This window comes from Actinomadura sp. SCN-SB, from assembly GCF_043906805.1.
In the GTDB taxonomy this organism is placed as follows: domain Bacteria; phylum Actinomycetota; class Actinomycetes; order Streptosporangiales; family Streptosporangiaceae; genus Spirillospora.
Genome location: NZ_JBIMPP010000085.1, coordinates 1 through 16,378 on the forward strand (window position 1 = coordinate 1; position 16,378 = coordinate 16,378).

Annotated in this window: 14 protein-coding genes; 6 read left to right on the forward strand and 8 right to left on the reverse strand. The window is 69.5% G+C overall.

Going from position 1 to position 16,378, the window contains the following annotated elements; translation table 11 throughout:
* Positions 1–176: 176 nt before the first annotated feature.
* Both ACGWYJ_RS34520 and ACGWYJ_RS34525 read right to left on the reverse strand, forming a co-directional pair.
* Positions 177–1,460, reverse strand: coding sequence for a citrate synthase (locus ACGWYJ_RS34520; protein ID WP_395110772.1), 1,284 nt, complete (start codon positions 1,458–1,460; stop codon positions 177–179).
* A 455-nt stretch (positions 1,461–1,915) separates the two neighbouring features.
* Positions 1,916–2,824, reverse strand: a complete 909-nt coding sequence (locus ACGWYJ_RS34525) for an aldo/keto reductase (protein ID WP_395110773.1) — start codon at positions 2,822–2,824, stop codon at positions 1,916–1,918.
* A gap of 119 nt (positions 2,825–2,943) precedes the next feature.
* Here ACGWYJ_RS34525 and ACGWYJ_RS34530 point away from each other — a divergent pair, with 119 nt between their 5' ends.
* A complete protein-coding gene (locus ACGWYJ_RS34530) occupies positions 2,944–3,720 on the forward strand; it encodes a hypothetical protein (protein ID WP_395110774.1) in 777 nt (258 codons plus the stop codon).
* Positions 3,721–3,865: 145 nt separating this feature from the next.
* Here ACGWYJ_RS34530 and ACGWYJ_RS34535 read toward each other — a convergent pair whose 3' ends face one another.
* Complete coding sequence (locus ACGWYJ_RS34535) at positions 3,866–5,032, reverse strand: hypothetical protein (RefSeq protein ID WP_395110775.1); 1,167 nt, start codon at positions 5,030–5,032, stop codon at positions 3,866–3,868.
* 764 nt (positions 5,033–5,796) lie between these two features.
* Between ACGWYJ_RS34535 and ACGWYJ_RS34540 the strand changes: the two genes are divergently transcribed.
* The 3 genes from ACGWYJ_RS34540 to ACGWYJ_RS34550 all read left to right on the forward strand — a co-directional run bounded on the left by ACGWYJ_RS34540 (position 5,797) and on the right by ACGWYJ_RS34550 (position 9,360).
* Positions 5,797–6,669, forward strand: a complete 873-nt coding sequence (locus ACGWYJ_RS34540; RefSeq protein ID WP_395110776.1) for a DUF4184 family protein — start codon at positions 5,797–5,799, stop codon at positions 6,667–6,669.
* 622 nt (positions 6,670–7,291) lie between these two features.
* Positions 7,292–8,230, forward strand: coding sequence for a class II glutamine amidotransferase (locus tag ACGWYJ_RS34545; RefSeq protein ID WP_395110777.1), 939 nt, complete (start codon positions 7,292–7,294; stop codon positions 8,228–8,230).
* Between the two features lie 917 nt (positions 8,231–9,147).
* A complete protein-coding gene (locus tag ACGWYJ_RS34550; protein WP_285700076.1) occupies positions 9,148–9,360 on the forward strand; it encodes a helix-turn-helix domain-containing protein in 213 nt (70 codons plus the stop codon).
* Positions 9,361–9,417: 57 nt separating this feature from the next.
* Here the strand turns inward: ACGWYJ_RS34550 and ACGWYJ_RS34555 are convergent, their stop codons facing one another.
* Positions 9,418–10,581: a DUF2786 domain-containing protein gene (locus ACGWYJ_RS34555; RefSeq protein WP_395110778.1), complete on the reverse strand. Its 1,164-nt coding sequence runs from the start codon at positions 10,579–10,581 to the stop codon at positions 9,418–9,420.
* A 307-nt stretch (positions 10,582–10,888) separates the two neighbouring features.
* Entirely contained in the window at positions 10,889–11,161 is a 273-nt protein-coding gene (locus ACGWYJ_RS34560; protein WP_395110779.1) for a hypothetical protein, read from the reverse strand.
* Positions 11,162–11,590: 429 nt separating this feature from the next.
* Here ACGWYJ_RS34560 and ACGWYJ_RS34565 point away from each other — a divergent pair, with 429 nt between their 5' ends.
* Both ACGWYJ_RS34565 and ACGWYJ_RS34570 read left to right on the forward strand, forming a co-directional pair.
* Positions 11,591–12,112, forward strand: coding sequence for a GNAT family N-acetyltransferase (locus ACGWYJ_RS34565; RefSeq protein WP_395110780.1), 522 nt, complete (start codon positions 11,591–11,593; stop codon positions 12,110–12,112).
* 500 nt (positions 12,113–12,612) lie between these two features.
* Positions 12,613–13,041 carry a hypothetical protein gene (locus ACGWYJ_RS34570; protein WP_395110781.1) on the forward strand — a complete coding sequence of 143 codons (429 nt, stop codon included), beginning with the start codon at positions 12,613–12,615 and terminating at the stop codon, positions 13,039–13,041.
* Between the two features lie 159 nt (positions 13,042–13,200).
* Here the strand turns inward: ACGWYJ_RS34570 and ACGWYJ_RS34575 are convergent, their stop codons facing one another.
* Genes ACGWYJ_RS34575 through ACGWYJ_RS34585 form a run of 3 tightly spaced genes read right to left on the reverse strand, consistent with a single transcriptional unit; the run spans position 13,201 to position 15,907 of the window.
* Positions 13,201–14,061, reverse strand: coding sequence for a patatin-like phospholipase family protein (locus tag ACGWYJ_RS34575; protein ID WP_395110782.1), 861 nt, complete (start codon positions 14,059–14,061; stop codon positions 13,201–13,203).
* Positions 14,061–14,807 (reverse strand): TIGR03943 family putative permease subunit, encoded by a 747-nt coding sequence (locus tag ACGWYJ_RS34580; protein WP_395110783.1) that lies wholly within the window; start codon positions 14,805–14,807, stop codon positions 14,061–14,063. The genes ACGWYJ_RS34575 and ACGWYJ_RS34580 overlap by 1 nt, the downstream gene beginning before the upstream one ends.
* Positions 14,804–15,907, reverse strand: a complete 1,104-nt coding sequence (locus ACGWYJ_RS34585) for a permease (RefSeq protein ID WP_395110784.1) — start codon at positions 15,905–15,907, stop codon at positions 14,804–14,806. Before ACGWYJ_RS34585 ends, ACGWYJ_RS34580 begins: the two co-directional genes overlap by 4 nt.
* Between the last annotated feature and the right edge of the window lie 471 nt (positions 15,908–16,378).

Sequence of the window (16,378 nt, forward strand, 5' to 3'; positions counted from 1 at the left end):
TTAAGGCGACATGGCTGCGTTGTCGGAATAGCGGGCTACAAGTAATCAGGGCCGGAAAAGGCGTAATGCCCATTTCCGGCCCTGATGTCGGTCCCCCCGGGTCCGCCGCCAACGGGGGCGGGGCTCTTACGGGATCGCGTGTCGCCCCGGCTGGACGAAAGGCCGGGCGACTTCCCCTAGCGGGAGCCCAGGTCCACGTAGTGGCGCTCGCCGGGGCCTACGTACACCTGGCGCGGGCGCCCGATCTTCGTCGTCGGGTCGTTCATCATCTCGCGCCACTGGGCGATCCACCCCGGGAGCCGGCCCAGCGCGAACAGGACGGTGAACGCGTTGGTGGGGAAGCCCATCGCCTTGTAGATGACCCCGGTGTAGAAGTCGACGTTCGGGTAGAGCTTGCGCTCGATGAAGTAGTCGTCGCTGAGGGCGACCTCCTCCAGGCGCATGGCCAGGTCCAGCAGAGGGTCGGTCTTCCCCAGGGTTTCCAGGACGTCGCGAGTCGCTCGCTTCACCACGGCGGCGCGCGGGTCGTAATTGCGGTACACCCGGTGCCCGAAGCCCATCAGTTTGACGCCGGGCTCTTTGTTTTTGACCCGCCGTACGAACGCCTCGACGTCGCCCCCTTCCTGATGGATGCGCTCCAGCATCTCCAGGACCGCCTGGTTGGCGCCCCCGTGAAGCGGGCCGAACAGCGCGTCGACGCCCGCGGAGATGGACGAGAAGAGGTTGGCGTGGCTGGAGCCCACCAGCCGTACGGTCGAGGTGGAACAGTTCTGCTCGTGGTCGGCGTGCAGGACGAACAGCATGTCCAGGATGCGCACGATCTCGGGGTCGACCTCGTACGGCTGGGTCGGCAGCCCGAACGTCATGCGCAGGAAGTTCTCGACGTACCCAAGGGAGTTGTCCGGGTACAGCAGGGGCTGCCCAATGGAGGTCTTGTACGCGTACGCGGCGATGGTCGGAAGCTTCGCGATGAGCCTGATGCTGGAGAGGTCCACCTGCTCTTCGTCGAAGGGGTCGAGGCTGTCCTGGTAGAAGGTGGACAGCGCGCTCACCGCCGACGACAGCACCGCCATCGGGTGGGCGCGCCGGGGGAAGGCTGAGAAGAAGTCCCGGAACCTCTCGTCCAGCAAGGTGTGGTTGCGGACGCTGTCGGTGAACGACCAGAGCTGGTCCGCGGTCGGCAGCTCACCATAGATGAGCAGGTAGGCGACCTCGAGGAAGGACGACTTCTCCGCCAGCTCGTGGATCGGGTAACCGCGGTAGCGCAGGATCCCCGCCTCACCGTCGATATAGGTGATCTGCGATGTGGTGGACGCGGTGTTGGTGAAGCCGGGATCGAGGGTGACGTGGTTGGTCTCCTTGAGAAGGCTCCCGATGCGGAGGCCGGACGGGCCCTCGGTCGCCTGCGCCACCTCGAGGGGCATCCGGCCGCTCGCGTGGTTGAGCTCGAAATCGGACATACTCTCTCTCGCTCCCAACTCCGTCCACGTCCTCCGTAGACGTTCCCCTACGTCCTGCGTAGACGTTCCGTACCTCATCGTATCCAGGCGATCATGCAGCTTGATCCTGGGGATACCCCTGGTTGACGGCCCGCCGGACACGGGTGGTCGGCGGCGGTCAGACGCCCGGCGCCGGGGGAGCGGGCCTCCTGAGCGCCTCGCCGAGGTGCTGGAGTCACTCATGGCCGAGCGCCGCCGGAGGCGGTGCCGGTGGCCGGTTGCCAGCCCAGCCGATCCCTCCTCGACGCCGACCGGGTGGTCTAGAGCGGCATGACCTAGAAATAGGGCGGCGCCAACAGGCAGGACGAACGACCATTGCCTCCCTGCGCCTCGCGCTGAGGGCCCCTCACCCGTCCTTCGGTTCGGCCGAGGCGTCGTAAGGCCGCTCAGATCCAGGGAAGGGCAGCCCTTTCCTTTCAGTAGCGCGTTGCCGGTACGGAGAGCGAGTGCAGTTCCTCCCGATCGGCGTCGTCCAAGGCGAAGTCCAGTACGGCCAGGTTGGAACGCAGCTGGCCCGTACTGACCGCCCCGACGAGGACCGTGTCAGCCCATGGCTGGTCCAAGGCGGCCGCAAGGGCCACCGCGTCCGTCCCGACACCGTGCCTGCGCGCGACTTTCCGCACGGTCTCCGGAGGCTGTACGGCCAGCCTCCCGTTGGCCAGGACCTCCTTCAACAGCACGTGCACACCGGCCTCGTGGGCGTCACGAAGCGCCGTCCCCACGGAGGGCTCAAGCACGTTCCAGGTGGCTTGGACCGTACTGAACAACCTCTGCCCGTCCACCTCCAGCTCCAAGGCCCTGCGAACGGTGTCGGCCTGTTGGGGCCCGGATGTGGAGAACCCGATGCGAACGCCGTCCTGCGCGGCTTCGGCAAGGGCGGCCTGCAAAGCCTTGTCCTGGAACAGGGGACTTTCCACCGTGAGCGAATGCACCTGATAGACCGCAAGCGCCTCGCCAAGGAAGCGAATCGTTTCCGCGTACTGTTCTTTGAAGCGAGAAAGGCTGTGCTCTTTGACCTCGTGCACGGTGGCATCCATCCGCCATTCCCCGACGTAGGTGTAGCCCCATTTACTGGACACCGTCACGTCACGATGCCCACGCTCGGCAAGCCACCCGCCGAGGAATTCCTCGGACAGCCCATATGACCGCGCGGCGTCCACCCATCGGAGACCCGCCAGGTAGGCGGCGTCCAGCACCTCCCAGGTCGCCCGCCGAAGATCGTCGACACCGCGTTGTGCCGGCAGCTCGTGAACACGGCCCACGTTGATGTACGCGGGCCTCCCCAAGGCCGCCAATCCCATCCCCAAACGCCGTATAACGCTCATATCTCCCGCCTTTGTCGCCGCTGCGGATGGGTTATCCACAGAACGTGATTCCAGTGTTGCGGTCGCGGTGCGCCGATGATGCTGGAGCCGTTCGTACGCGCAAGCAAGGAGAGTAGATCATGCGGACGGAGACGGAATCTCGCACGGGCATCGGCTTCCGGCAACTCGCCTCGCACATCGGAGTCGCCGACTGGCAACTGCGGCTGGCCCGGGAACATGGGCTGATCCCCGAGCCGGACCTCAACGGCAAGTGGACGGCCGAACTGGCCGGGCGGTGCCGCAGCCGCGCCTCCCAGATCGTGGCCGCCTTCGGAGACGAACCACCGGTGGGCGCCGGCAGGGCCGCTGCACGCCTCGCCCTGCGGCTGCGCCTGGACGTCGAGAAGGCCGACGTCGAAGTCCTCGTGGCCCGTGGCGACCTCACCCTCGTGGGCCACTACCAGCGGAACCCGATCTACCTTCTGCGTGACCTGGACGCGCTTGACGCGGGCGGCGTCGCCGAGGTCGTCGCAGCCCGCAAGGGCCCGCTCCTCGACCGGGTCGACGTACGGGGCGCCGCCCTCGTGCTGGGCTGGTCCAAAGGCATCTTCGCCAGGGTCGCAGCCGAACGCGGGCTCGTCGCCGACCAACTCGGCCGCTACGCCCTGGCCGACGTCCGCGCCCTGGCCGACGACGCCGACCTCAACGCCCGAGTACGTGCCGAACAAGGCGAGCAAGCCCTGGTCCGCGCCCGCCGCAACGAGAAACGCCACGAGGACGCTCTCCGCAACTGGATGCTGCGCTGCACCGCCTACCTCGACGGCACGGCAGAGGATCCGCCCGACGCGCTTGCCGTGTCCCGATCCCTGAAGGCCATCACCGCCGCCCGATCCACCCTTGCTTCACGGACGACCTGAACGTTGATCTCTGATCCATGGACGGCGAAGGGGGAGGTCGTTGTTCCTAGGCCGGCAGGTGGTTGTTGGTCGCTGATCGTGAAGGGGATTGAGAAGGGTCTTGAGGGCGGCTGGGGTCGACCGGGTCTGGTGGGTGGATTCGGGGTCAGCGGCGTTTGCGGCTGGCCTTGCGGACAAGGGAGGTGTTCATGGAGCGGTGGCGCCGAAGGGCCGCGTTGAGGCGGTCGCGGGCCTCGGTGCGGGACATCGCTGGGAGGCGTTCAGGCAGGGGGGCACCGAGGGTGGGGGAAGCGTCCACGAGACCGTCTTCGTCCACGTTTGCCGTCTCACCGGGCCAGTCGCCCAGCAGGATGGCGGCGAACTCCCCGGGGTGGCGCTCGTGAATCTCGTTGATCTGGTCGGTGTTGGTGCCGCAGTCGGCCACCAGCAGGAGGCGCCGTCCCTGCGAGCCTCCGGTGTTCCGGCGGATCGCCAGCTCGGTCTCCAGGTAGGCGAGCGCGGAGTCGAGGTTGCCGGGGATGAACAGCGCGGTGCCGGTCTCGTCCAGCAGCTCGTCCTCCGACAACCCGAACAGGGCGGTGGAGTCGGGCCGAGGGATGATCACGAGCGTGGTCTCGCCGCACTCTTCGAGTGCGATGAGCGTGAGCACCCGAGCGGAGGCCGCGGCACCGGGTCCGGTCAGGCCGAGGACGGGAAGCGCGAACGGGTCGATGGTCGGGCGATAGGTGAAGTCCGTACCCGGATCGGCCGGTGACGGCGTAGGCACGAAGAAGGAGGAGTGGCCGACCGCGAGGATACGGCGGCGCAGCGGGTAACCGATGGCGGCCGCCGCCGGAAGGAGGAGCCCGAGCAACAACAGCGGCTGAAGCGAGGTCGTCTCCGCGGACTCCCTGACCAGGGTCTGCGTGGGCGTCGGTGATGGGGGAAGCGGGGTGGGAACGGGGGAGAGCGGCACCACGGGGCGTGGCAAGGTCCGCTTCGCTGTCTTGGGTGAGGCAGGAGGCGGAGGGATCCGGTTCACCTTCTTGGGAGGCCGCTTCTTGAGATGGCTCTCCAGATGGGCACGGTGGTGCTTCTCCCGCATCGCCCGCCACGCCTCACGGCATTCCCACCATGCCTGCCTGTCGCCTGTCCGGAGGGCGGTGCGGCACTCGGGCGGGATGGTTCTGGGCGGATGGGGGTGGCTTTCGGCGTTCGCGGGAACGGCCAGGCCGAACGAGGTGGCGCCGACCATGGCCACACAGCCCAGCAGCCCACATGCGCAGCGCACCAACTCGCCGATCGCGCCGGTGCGTCTCGGGTCTGCCAGCAAGCGGTTCATCTTCGCCCCGGGGGATCGAGGTGGTCAGCGTTCAGGTGGCCGATCATAGCCAGTCTGGCTACGGAGCGTTGACATTTGGTCACACTCATCTCATGTCGCGGCGCGCCGCGCCATCACCCTCGTCCCGCATCACCTTGGACGAGACTGATCAGGAGAGCCCCGCCGTTTACGGGTTCGCTCCCGCTCTCCCGGGTCAACTCCTCGCAGTGCTTGCGTGGGCTGTGCTGGTGACTCTGAGCAACGGGCACCGAGTCGCAACCGCTGGAGCGCTGACGTAACGCCCAAGGAGCCGGCGCATGTCGGCGTGTGAGCACGTGAGAATCTTGTGGCCTTGGCGGGATGCGAGGACGCTGCCGCTTGGTTCCTGCTCGCGGCTTGTTGTCGGCATGTGGCTGATCGCGCTGGAACAGGCGGTTGGCGGCGGGCGACGGGCGACGGCAGCTGTGGTGGGCGGTTGCGGCTTCGATGCGGTTGCGCCGACCGGGGTGTGTGCGGTGGCGGGTTTGGAGGGTTTGGTCGTTGAGGGTGGCTCTGCGTGATTGAAGGCTTGGGCGTGGGGCGGGGTTGAGAGCGGGTGCTTCTCGTGCTCAGCCACCCCGCTGTGGTGGTCACTTGGCGGCGGGCGAGGGCGGGCTGTGGTCGGCGGTCGCTGGATCGAAGTGACCAGGTGTGTGCGTGGCGGGGTTTGAAGGGTTGTTCGGTGAAGGTGGCTTCGTTGGTTGAAGGTGCGGGTGTGATGGCGTAGTTAAGAGCGGATGCCCTTCACGCTCAGCCATCCAGCCGCGGTGATTCCCTTGGCGCGTGGCCGGATGGTGCCTTCAGCGCTCGTCGTCGGATCGATGGCGCCGGACGTCCCCTACTTCTTCTCCATGGGGGACCTGCGGGGCGCTACGCATGGCCCGGTGGGGATCGTCACGATTGATCTCGCACTCGGTATCGGGCTGTTCGCCGCCTTCCACCTGGTGTGGAAGCGTCCCCTGGTCGCCCTGGCACCTGAGTGGGCGCGGCGGAGGCTCGCCGGACCCGCGGGCGGATTCCGACGTTCGATGATCCTCTGGGTCCCCCCATCGCTGCTGGCCGGAACGGTGACGCATGTCCTCTGGGACGCCTTCACGCATCGTTACCACGGGTTCGGCGAGTACATGCCTTGGCTCCCGACGACCTCGTTCGCGGGCTTGGAGACGTTCCGCTGGCTGCAGTACGGAAGCGGGCTCGGCGGCGTGGCGATCATCGCCTGGTGGTGCCGGCGCTGGATCCGGCGGGCGCCGACAACTCCGCAGAGGCAGGGGGCGGCGCATACGCCGTACACGGAGGCGGCCCGGTGGAGCGTGCCGAGGGGGAACGCGCTCGGATGGTGGGCATGCTTGATCGCCTCCGGCGCCGCTGGTGGGGTCATCGGCGCGCTCACCTTGATCAACCAGCCGGATCTTCCGCGGACGATCCACATGACCCTTGCCAGCGGGGTCATCGGCACGATCTGCGGGGGAATCATCACGCTGACGGTGTTCGGCTTTCTGCTTCTTCTGCGTGAGCGTCCTGGCCTGGCGGAGGGTGAGAATCCGATGTTGGTCGGCCCCGTGCCGGGGAGCGACATGGAAACCGGTCCTGACGGCCGGCGACCGGAGTGACCAGCTTGATCAAATAGCCGGATCTTCTGTGGAGCATCCGTTGGCCCTTGGTGGCGGGGGCGTTGGGACGGTCTGCGGGGGAATCGTGATGCTGGTGGTGTTGGAGCTTGCTGGTTCTTGTGTGTGAGCGTTGTGGGTTGGTGGTGAGTGGGAGCGTGGTGGTGGTTGGGGCTGTGGCGGGGAGTGATGTGGAGGGCGGGTTCAGGCGGTGGGCGAGCTGCGGGACGGCTGGAGTCCTTCTCGGGTGTGAGGCTTGTCGCTTGGGCGCGCTTCGGGCGACCTGGGGTTTTGCTGGTGGGCAGAGTTTCTCGCGCAGGTGGCTTTGGCGGTTGTAGGGAAGCGGCGGACAGGAGGTGAACGCACTAGGTAAGGTCCCTGTCACCCGCAGTTATTTCTGCAGTGCCATGCTCTGGCTCGCATACGGAGGGGTCGCTGCCGACGGGGGTGATGGGGTGCGGTGGGACTCGGTGGCGCTCACCCGGGAGCGGCCGTGCGGCGGAGGGCGTGCGGTCCCGTGGCCAACAGTCGGTAGTGGACGCTCTACGGCATCGGTGCCGTTTGGGTTCGCGGCCTCGGGGTCGGAGACGGCATGCAATCACGGTGAGATGAGAAAGGTGATGGCATGTGCCGACTGTTCGGTATGAGTACTGGCGGCCCCCGTGTCCAGGCGTCCCACTGGCTCATGGACGCGCCCCGCAGCCTGCGCGTGCAAAGCCACCGGATGCCGCACGGTGCCGGGCTCGGCTGGTTCTCGCTGGGGCATGAGCCGGTTCGCGACCGCGCGCCGCTCGCCGCGTTCGAGAGTCCCGACTTCGCCCTGCATGCCGGCAACGTGGTCTCCCATACGTTCGTGGCACACGTCCGGGATGCGTCCGTGGGCGGCCTGACCGTCCACAACTGCCACCCGTTCGTGATGAACGACCGGCTGTTCGCCCACAACGGGGTGGTGAAGGGACGGCAGGAGCTGCTGTCCTGGCTGACCGAGCTGGAATGCGCCCATGTGGCCGGGGAGACCGACTCCGAGGTGGTGTTCGCCTACCTCACCGCCGAGATCCGCAAGCGTGGTGACACCACGGAGGGGATCGTGGAGGCGGTGCGGCGCATCGGTGCCAGCCTGCCGGTGTTCTCCCTCAACCTGCTCCTGGCCGAGCCGGGACGGCTTTGGGCCCTGCGTTACCCGGCATCGAACGAGCTGTGGGTGCTGTCCCCTGACAAGGGCGGGATGAGTGGTCCGGGGGAGGGGGCGAACGGAAGGGCCGCGGTGCCCGCCGTGGTCGTCGCGAGTGAGCCGATGGACGACCACCCCGGCTGGCGGCTCCTGGACCCAGGGGAGCTGCTGGTCGTGGACGGGCTGGAGGAGACGTCGCTCTTCCCTTTCGGTCCTCTGCGGCACCCCCTGAGCCGCGCCGATCTGTCGTTGCGCGAGGCCGCATCCCAGGGGGTCGCGCCCACCCCGCACAAGCTCATCCCCGCGTCGCCGAGGCCGCCGCTCTCCCCGGTCCCGCTGCCGGAGGGGCAGGTGACCTTCACGTCCGGCAGGTCGATGGTCACCGATTCCTAGGCGATGGACGTGCCGGTACGTCGTCCGTGTGCAAGGGCGTCCCCAGCGCCCTTTCCCCTTGGGCGCAGAGCGCTTGCCGTAGGGGGATTGGTGTGTTCCGTGGCCAGTTGTGGCTGTCACCTGCGCAATCATCGGCTGCCGCCTTGGAACGAATTGGACAGGTAGGGACGTCATCTGGGTAGGGGGCGGCGAACGTATCTGAGGTGTGAACGTGTCCGGTACTGGAGCCTCGACAGGCGCTGGGGGGATCCCGGCCCTCCGGCCGGTGCGGTCACACGTGCTGTTTCGGCCGCCGTCCCCCGACGGTCGTCCCGGGGAGGGCTCGGGGGACGCTCCCAGGCCCGTCCTGGAGCGCGCTCCGAGGAGAGCCGGTTCCGAGGGACCGCCGTGGCCGGGAATGGTCACGGCGTTCCGGAGGTGCCGTCCCGGGAGGGCCACCGCAAGGGGCCGCCCAAGGTGGGCGTCCGACGAGATGTCGAGGGGGCGATGCGGTTAAGAAGGATGGCCCGCAGCCGGAAGTCCCGCCAGAGCGGCCCCGGGCGATCCCCGGTCCGCCCGTGGCAACCGTCCGGTAAAGCCCGGACGGGCCTCCGGCATGTGCCGGGACCAGGGCGAACGCGGAGCCGCGAACAGTGGTTCCGGTGGGAGCCGTGGGGGTGGAGCCGCGCGCCGCACAGGGCGGGGGTGATGGTCGCCCGCGAGCGGCAAGGGGGCGGAGTGTCGGGTAACGACACGCCGTTGGCCATGGAAAAGACCACCAGTGGCCGGTCTTGTGTCGTTTCGCGCGGCATTGCGGGCGGATTTTCGGGGATTGTGTACGTTGGGTAGATCAACAGTGCCGTGAGCTGCGGAAATGATCTCGTCGGCCCACCGTGGCCGGCCCGGTTCAGCTCGCGCATGGGAGTCAGGAGGTACTCGTGGCCCGCACTCTGGCGAGGGGCACTCGTGTGACCGGTGCCGAACGCACGCGGCTGGCGGCGGAGCTCGCCCCCCGGTACGCCGCAGGTGAAAGCATCCGGGACCTGGCCGCCGAGACCGGCCGGTCGTACGGATTCATCTACAACGTTCTCAAGGAAGCGGGCGTTCCGCTGCGCGGGCGAGGTGGCAACACCCGCCGGCGGAGGAGCTGACAAGGTGTGTTCCCCCCAGCTCCCAGGGGGAACGCGGTCGCCGCGCCGCGGTGGCGGTCAGGGAGGTCCCTGACGTCCCGCCACTTCGGAACGCGCGCTGAGGCTGGCCATGTCGGCCGCCGCGCGCCCGGCGGCCCAGCCCTCGTGGTTGGTGACCGAACGGGTGCGGCCCTGGATGAGGTTGGGGAACATCGCCGCGACGGCGTCGTCCACGGCCTGGTCGCGTGCGGCCAGGACGGGCAGCAGGGCGTCGCGTCCGGCGGTGTCGGCGGCCGCGCGGTCGGCCGCTTCGCGAAGCCGCTCGCCGATGCGGGCGGCGTAGGCGTTGAGGAACGCGTGACGGAACGAGCGGGTGCGTGACCTGCCCGCCGCGTCCCGGCGGGTGCCCGCGTGGACCATCGCGGTCGTTCCCTGGACCAGCAGCGAGGTGAACAGCATCTCGACCGCCGTGAGATCGGCGGGGAAGCCCAGAACCGTGGAGAAGCCGAGTTCCCGGTGCCAGACGGCCCGGCACCGGTTCGCGTCGGCGACCACGGTGAGCAGAGCCGCTTTGGGGCCGTCGTAAGGGTTCTCCACGGGTATGCGGCGGCCGGCTGGTTCCGAGCCGGTTCCCGATTCGGCGTCCAGCAGCGCATGGTCGATGCTGTGCCGCGCCATCAGTTCCTGGGCGCGGGCACTGAGCGCTTCGGCCTCCTCGGGGAATTCGGTCGACTCCGCCTTGGCCAGCAGCGCCCGGACCTTGCCGAGCATGCGTTCGTCCACCTGCCCCAGGGGCGGACGCCCGAGCGCCCGCACCCCCGCTCCCGTCGTCGCGTGCGCCGCGTTGGCGGTCCCGGGCCGCGGCCCGATCGGGACGAGCCGCGGCAGCGCGAGCAGCAGTTCGAGCAGTTCGAGGGCGCAGGTGATGACGTCGGTGCGTTCGCCGTGGCTGGGTCCGTCCAGGGGGTAGGGGCCGTGCCACCACACCTTGGCGCCGATGGCTGCGAGCTGGCCGCGCCAGTGGTCGTCCACGGTGGACGGGGGGTACGCGCGTATTTCCGAGGCGATGGCGTCCACGGCCAAGCGCTGATGCGGTGAGGCAAGGCAACGCGCGACGTAGCGTACGAGGTCCGCAGGCTGCCAGCCACGCTCCCAGGCGATCGTCACACCCCGTTCGAGGCGGGCCATGAGGGCGGGGCCGGTTCGCGGGTCGGCGGCCAGCGCGGCGATGCGGGACTCCAAGACCTCAGGCCACCGCTGCGCCGAACCCTCTGGATGCGCCGAACGAGCCGAACGCAGCCGCAGCGCTTCGGTCAGAAGGTCCTCGGGTTGGTGTGAAGTGGCTCTGTGGGGACGACGCGGCTCTTCAGGGGGAGGCGGGGCGCCGCGGGAAGGCGTGGAGCCGTTCCCATCGGGGAACGGCCTCTTTTTCCTCACGAAGCCTGTCCACCAAGGGGACTCCCCCACGACACCTCCGTTCCACGAGCCTTCCGGCATCCTGCCACGCCCCGTCCGGCGCGCGCGCCGCAAACGGGTCGGAGGACAGGGATCAGGTGGGCTCGCCCCCGTGGAGCTCCTCGACCACGACGCTCTGGTAGGCGCGGGAGGTGTCGGGGACGTAGGTCAGGCGGGCCAGCGCCTTTCCGTGCCCGTCGCGGATCTCGAAGTGGTAGCCCTCTTCGGACACCGCCCCGCCGACGTGCGCGACCGCCTGGTCATGGCGGAGCCTGCACATCGTGTCGACCTTCTCCAGCGCGACCTTGAGGCTGTGGGCGTCGCTGATGAGCCGGGCCGGCTCGCTCGTCTCCCAGATCTCGAACATGGGCCGCGTCCTGTCGACGATGGGGGTCGTAAGCGGGGTTTTCCGGATATGTGAGGTAGCTTGCGCCCGATCGCCGGGCGTTGCAATGAGGGCAGGTCTCGGATTGATCACTATTCGGAGTCGTCCGGGGTCGTAGCGTCACGGCATGCCAAGGGGCGGTCTCGGGGCCGTACGGGGCGGGTTCGTCTTCGGGTGAGTGGAGGTCGGGTGCGCTGGAACGGGCGTGGTCTGGCCTGTCGTCCGCGACCACGCTCGCGAGCGGAGCGGGAGGACCCGTACCCCGCCGTGTCCGTGGACGGCCGCTGGGTAACCTACGCTCAATTCGCCCTTCCGTCCAGGCGATGATCCGTTTCCCCTGGGGCGGCCGTGGGGGACGGCGGAGTGGCCTTCCCGGAGCGGGAAATGGGCCGGGATCGAGGAGTCCAAGGAATGGATCTGCGCCTCAACGGGCACGGCCTCGTCCTCCGCAGGTGGAGGGAGGACGACCTGCCCACGATGGTGGAGCTGTTCGACGACCCCGACATCGCCTACCGGACACCGCTGGCCTCGCCGTTCGACCTCGCCGCCGCCCGCGCCTATCTGGACAAGGCGCACCGGCTCTACATAGAGGGACAGCGCATTCAACTGGCCATTACCGAAGAGGGCGACGACCGTCCTTTGGGCGAGGTCCTCTTCAACCGCGCCGGCCGGACCATCGGTTACGGCATAGGCGCCGCGCACAGGAGACGACGGCTCGCCGTACGGGCCGTTCGGGTGCTGACCGACTACGCCCACCGGCGGCTGGGCCTCCCGCACGTCTACTTGGAGATCGAGCCGGACAACGACCCGAGCAAGGGCGTGGCACGAGCCGCCGGCTACCGCCCCACCGGTAGACCCCCACAACCCGTCACCGACAAGGGTCGCGTCTACACCCTCGAAACCTGGGTGCACGACGCCCCAGCCACTCCGTAAGCCACACGCCCGCTCTGCTCGGACGCCCATGCCTTCTCGGCGCCGATCCGGCTGCACGCTCTGTTGGGAGGCGCGGGTCGCCCTCAAGTCGTGGACGGACGCGGCTGTGTTGGTGGGTTCCCCTCCGGTCTGAGGTAAAGCGTTCCGAAAGCTGGTTACTTAGTGGAAATGGACGACTGCCAATCGTGAGTGGTTCGGCATCTCTTGGTAGTGATTTCCGTGCGTTCTGTGCTCGCCTCGCGGGATGGAACGAAGTTCTAGAAAAAGGTTGGAGACCGGAGTCGGCCGCGGGGAAGGAGCGTCCCGGGAGAGCGAGGGCGACGAAACGCCGCCGGTCATCGCGTGGTTTTTGGTGCGCCGGCAGGTTCGGGCGAGGGGTGGGCGGGGTACGAGGATGGCGCGATGAACGACTGTCTGCACGTGCATCGGCCCTTGCACATGCACGACATTCCTAGCAGGATTACCCCGGACCCCCGCACGTGAACTCCCCGGAGATCGCGATGAACGCACACTTGAGTGACAGCGACCGACAGGCGCTGCGGCTTGCCCACGACCTTCGCGAGGAGTTGCGGCAGGCACTGCCCAGGCAGGTCGTCGCCCCTTCGGTTTCCCCGTTCGTCGACCCTTCGGGACGTCCCAGCGTGCTGATGCGGATGGACGAGGCCACGGCGCGGGCCATGATGGCGCTGCTGATGTCGCAGCGCGCCGAGATCGGGCAGGCGCCGCCGGAGACGCGGCGCGGGGACGGCTCGCATGTGCCGCCGGCCACCGGTCAGGCGGTGCCTCCGCAGCAGCAGCCTCCCGCCCCGGACTTCTCCGGTTCGCCGCAGTTCGCGCCCGCCGCCGGCTACGCTCCGGCGACCGGCTACGCCCAGGCCCCCCAGGAGGGTCCTTCGGCGCTCCTGCCCACGGCGTTCCCCACCTACTGACGCCTCTTCGACCACCCGGACGTCGCCGCCGGGCAGCTCGGCGCGCCGTCGCGGCGCACCGACCGGCGGCCGAGCACCGGCCACGTCACCGGCATCGACGCCCGAACGCGTCTGAGGGCTTCGTACGGAGACGCCGGTCGCGCCGGCCGGACAGTGCTCCTAGGCCGTCCAGACGGCCTTGACCGCTTCGATGATCGAGGGGACCTGGTCGCGCCCGGCCCTGGCCGCCGCGGCGCGGAATCGCGGGTCCAGGGAGTTGCCGCCGAAGGCCGCGCGGGTCCTCCCGTCCGGAGTGATCAGCGCGACGCCGGCGCCGGTACGGCGGAGGGCGGCGACCTGGCGTCCGACGCCGGCGATGGGACCGAACCCGGCGGTGGTGGGCGCCAGCACCACGACGCCCCGGTGTCCCGCCGCCAGATCCACGTTCGCCGCCGAGCGCACACCTCCGTCGATGTAGCGGCGGCCGCCGATGGTCACCGGAGGCCACACGCCCGGGACGGCGCAGCTCGCCCCTACGGCGTCCACGAGGCTCGCGCCGGAGGCGCGGTCGAAGACGGTGAAGGCGCCGGTGGCCGCCTCCACCGCGGTGATCTTCAACGGACGCGGGGGCCAGTCGCGGACCGGGAGACGGGACTCGATCACGGCGCGGCGCTCCGCCTCGGGCACCGTGCGGGCCGCCAGCGCCATCCGCCCGATGCGCGCCCCCACCTGCCGGGGCGTCCGGGACGTCAGCGCGGCCAGCGCCCAGCGGGCCAGGACCGCACGGCTCACGCGGGCGAAGGGCTCGCCGTCGGGACTGGCGAGCTGCGCCTGGTAGCGGGCCTCGGGGTCGATGCCCGAGGCGACCTGGGCGCCGACGAGGGATCCGGCGGAGGTGCCGACCACCAGGTCCGCTTCGTACAGGTCCACCCCGGCCTCGGCGAGGCCGGAGATGACGCCCCATTCCCAGGCGATCCCGGTGATCCCGCCGCCGCCCAGGACGAGGGCCCGGCCGCCCGGAGCGGTGTGGTGCGCGTCCATCACTCGTACGGGTTCCTGGGCTTCTCGATCAGTTCGACGGAATGGCCCTGCAACTCGTGCAGGCCGCTGACCACCTTGCCTCCCGCGGGGGGACGCCAGACGCCCACGACCCGGACCCACGCGTCGGCGGGCGGGCGCTTCAGTCCGTGCACCACCACGGGGAACGGCACCGCGTCGCCCGCGCAGCAGGCCATCTTCAGCCGGGTGACCTGCCATCCGCCGCCGTTCTCCCGGGGCGTCACGAACCCGGTCAGTTGCACCGGCACGCCCTGGAGGGTCGTGGCCTGCCCGGTCTGCGCCTCGAACGAGCGGCCGATGAACTCGCCCATGGTCATCGGGACCGGCCGTCCCGTCCTGGGCAGCTCGCCGTAGCCGGAGGCGGGCGCCGGCGGCGGCTGCGCCTGGCGGCCGGTGTCGCGGGACGCGGTGAACGACCCGAGCGCGGGCGGCGCCACGACGAAGACCGCCACCACGGGCAGGCACATCAGCCAGGCCACCCGCGGGCCACGCCCCCCATGGTCATGCGACGAGTGGTCATGGGACCCGTGGCCGCCCGTCTCCGAAGGGGTGGCGCGCCATTCCCGGCGGAGGCCGGAGGCGCCCAGGGCGAGGAGGGCGGTGGCCGCGGCGATCAAGAACGGGCGGAAGCCAGGGCGGACGTAGTTGACGTACTCGCCGGTGGCCGTGATCCAGAACACGGCGGCGGAGATGGCGATCAGCAGCAGGTTCTGGCTCGCCTTCGTCACGGCAGGACCCCTCCGGCGACGGCGCTGACCGCCACGGCCAGCACGAAGGTCAGGGGGACGAACCGCACCGCGAACCGGCGGCCGAAGAAGCCGGTCTGCAGGGCGATCAGCTTGAGGTCCACCATCGGGCCGACGACCAGGAACGCCAGCTTCGCGGTGGGCGAGAACTGGCTGAGGCTCGCGGCGACGAACGCGTCCGCCTCCGAGCAGATCGACATGAGCACCGCCAGCACCGCGAGCACCAGGACCGACAGCCAGCCGATCCCGGCGACGCCGCCGACCCATGCGGAGGGGACGGCGACGTTGATCGTGGCCGCGGCGGCGCCGCCGACCACCAGGAAGCCGCCCGCGTGCATGATGTCGTGCCGCATCGCCTGCCGGAACGCGTCCCAGCGCGCGGCGGCCCCGGCTCCGGCGTGCGGGCGGGACGGGATCCTGATCCATTCGCCCCGGCCGAGCAGCAGCCACGCCCAGCCCGCCAGGACGGCCACGGCCAGCGAGGCGGCGAACCGTCCCAGCACCATCTCGGGCGAGTCGGGGAAGGCGACGGCGGTGGCGGTCAGCACGATCGGGTTGATCGCCGGGGCGGCCAGCAGGAAGGTCAGGGCGGCGGCCGGGGCCACGCCCCGCGCCATCAGGCCGCCGGCGACGGGTACCGAGGCGCACTCGCAGCCGGGGAGGACCGCTCCCATCGCGCCCGCGACGGGGACCGCGGCCCCGGGACGGCGGGGCAGCGCCCTGTTCCAGAACGCGGCCGGGACGAACGCCGTGATGGCGGCCGAGAGCGCCACGCCGAACACCAGGAACGGCAGCGCCTGCATGCAGATCGCCACGAAGATCGTCGTCCACGCGTCCAGGGCACGGGCGTCGATCAGCGGGGCCAGCCAGGTGCGGCCGGCGGCGAGGAGGGCGGCCAGCGCGGCGAAGCCCCAGGCGGCCTTGGTGCCGGGCGCCGCCGGAGGGGCACCCCACCCGTCCGGGGGGAACGGCTCGTCCTCCCAGTCGAAGCCGCCGGTGCCGGTGGCGGTGGTGCGAAGCGATCCGCGTGACGCTCCAGGCGCGGCCGTGGAGGGTCCGGAGGGATCGGTCATGCGCGTCATGGTGCCACAAGGCGGCGGCGGAGCAGGCGCCGAATCGGTCGGAAACCCTTGCCCATAAGGGGATCCGGCGACTTTACCGAGCCGTGGGGGAGGCATGGGGAAGGACGCGGAAGGGCACCGAGCCGCCCAAAAATTTTACCTTCCGAAAGGTACAGGAATGGGTGATATGGCCAAGATGGTGCAATCATGCGTATACTCGTCGCCAGGTCTTGGCCGGACCTTGACCTGGTAAGACGCAGAGCGTCGCGTGCCCGCCCGCCAGGCGGGATCCTTCTCGGCCAGCCGCGGCCACCCCCATGCATGGCCGCCTCCGGATGAGCCACAGAGCGCTCCCGGACGGTATCGCGGCGGCCTTGAGCCGTTTATATCCGCATGCAACGGAGGACCCGACTTCGGCCCTCCGGCGGACGTATATGGCTTGTCTCCCGCTGAATCAGTTCGCGTAACGAAACGCAACGAGGCGTTACGAGC

Coding starts and splice junctions, on each gene's coding strand:
- ACGWYJ_RS34520 (WP_395110772.1), bottom strand. CDS start 1,460: ATGTCCGATTTCGAGCTCAACCACGCGAGCGGCCGGATGCCCCTCGAG.
- ACGWYJ_RS34525 (WP_395110773.1), bottom strand. CDS start 2,824: ATGAGCGTTATACGGCGTTTGGGGATGGGATTGGCGGCCTTGGGGAGG.
- ACGWYJ_RS34530 (WP_395110774.1), top strand. CDS start 2,944: ATGCGGACGGAGACGGAATCTCGCACGGGCATCGGCTTCCGGCAACTC.
- ACGWYJ_RS34540 (WP_395110776.1), top strand. CDS start 5,797: ATGCCCTTCACGCTCAGCCATCCAGCCGCGGTGATTCCCTTGGCGCGT.
- ACGWYJ_RS34545 (WP_395110777.1), top strand. CDS start 7,292: ATGTGCCGACTGTTCGGTATGAGTACTGGCGGCCCCCGTGTCCAGGCG.
- ACGWYJ_RS34560 (WP_395110779.1), bottom strand. CDS start 11,161: ATGTTCGAGATCTGGGAGACGAGCGAGCCGGCCCGGCTCATCAGCGAC.
- ACGWYJ_RS34565 (WP_395110780.1), top strand. CDS start 11,591: ATGGATCTGCGCCTCAACGGGCACGGCCTCGTCCTCCGCAGGTGGAGG.
- ACGWYJ_RS34570 (WP_395110781.1), top strand. CDS start 12,613: ATGAACGCACACTTGAGTGACAGCGACCGACAGGCGCTGCGGCTTGCC.
- ACGWYJ_RS34575 (WP_395110782.1), bottom strand. CDS start 14,061: ATGGACGCGCACCACACCGCTCCGGGCGGCCGGGCCCTCGTCCTGGGC.
- ACGWYJ_RS34585 (WP_395110784.1), bottom strand. CDS start 15,907: ATGACGCGCATGACCGATCCCTCCGGACCCTCCACGGCCGCGCCTGGA.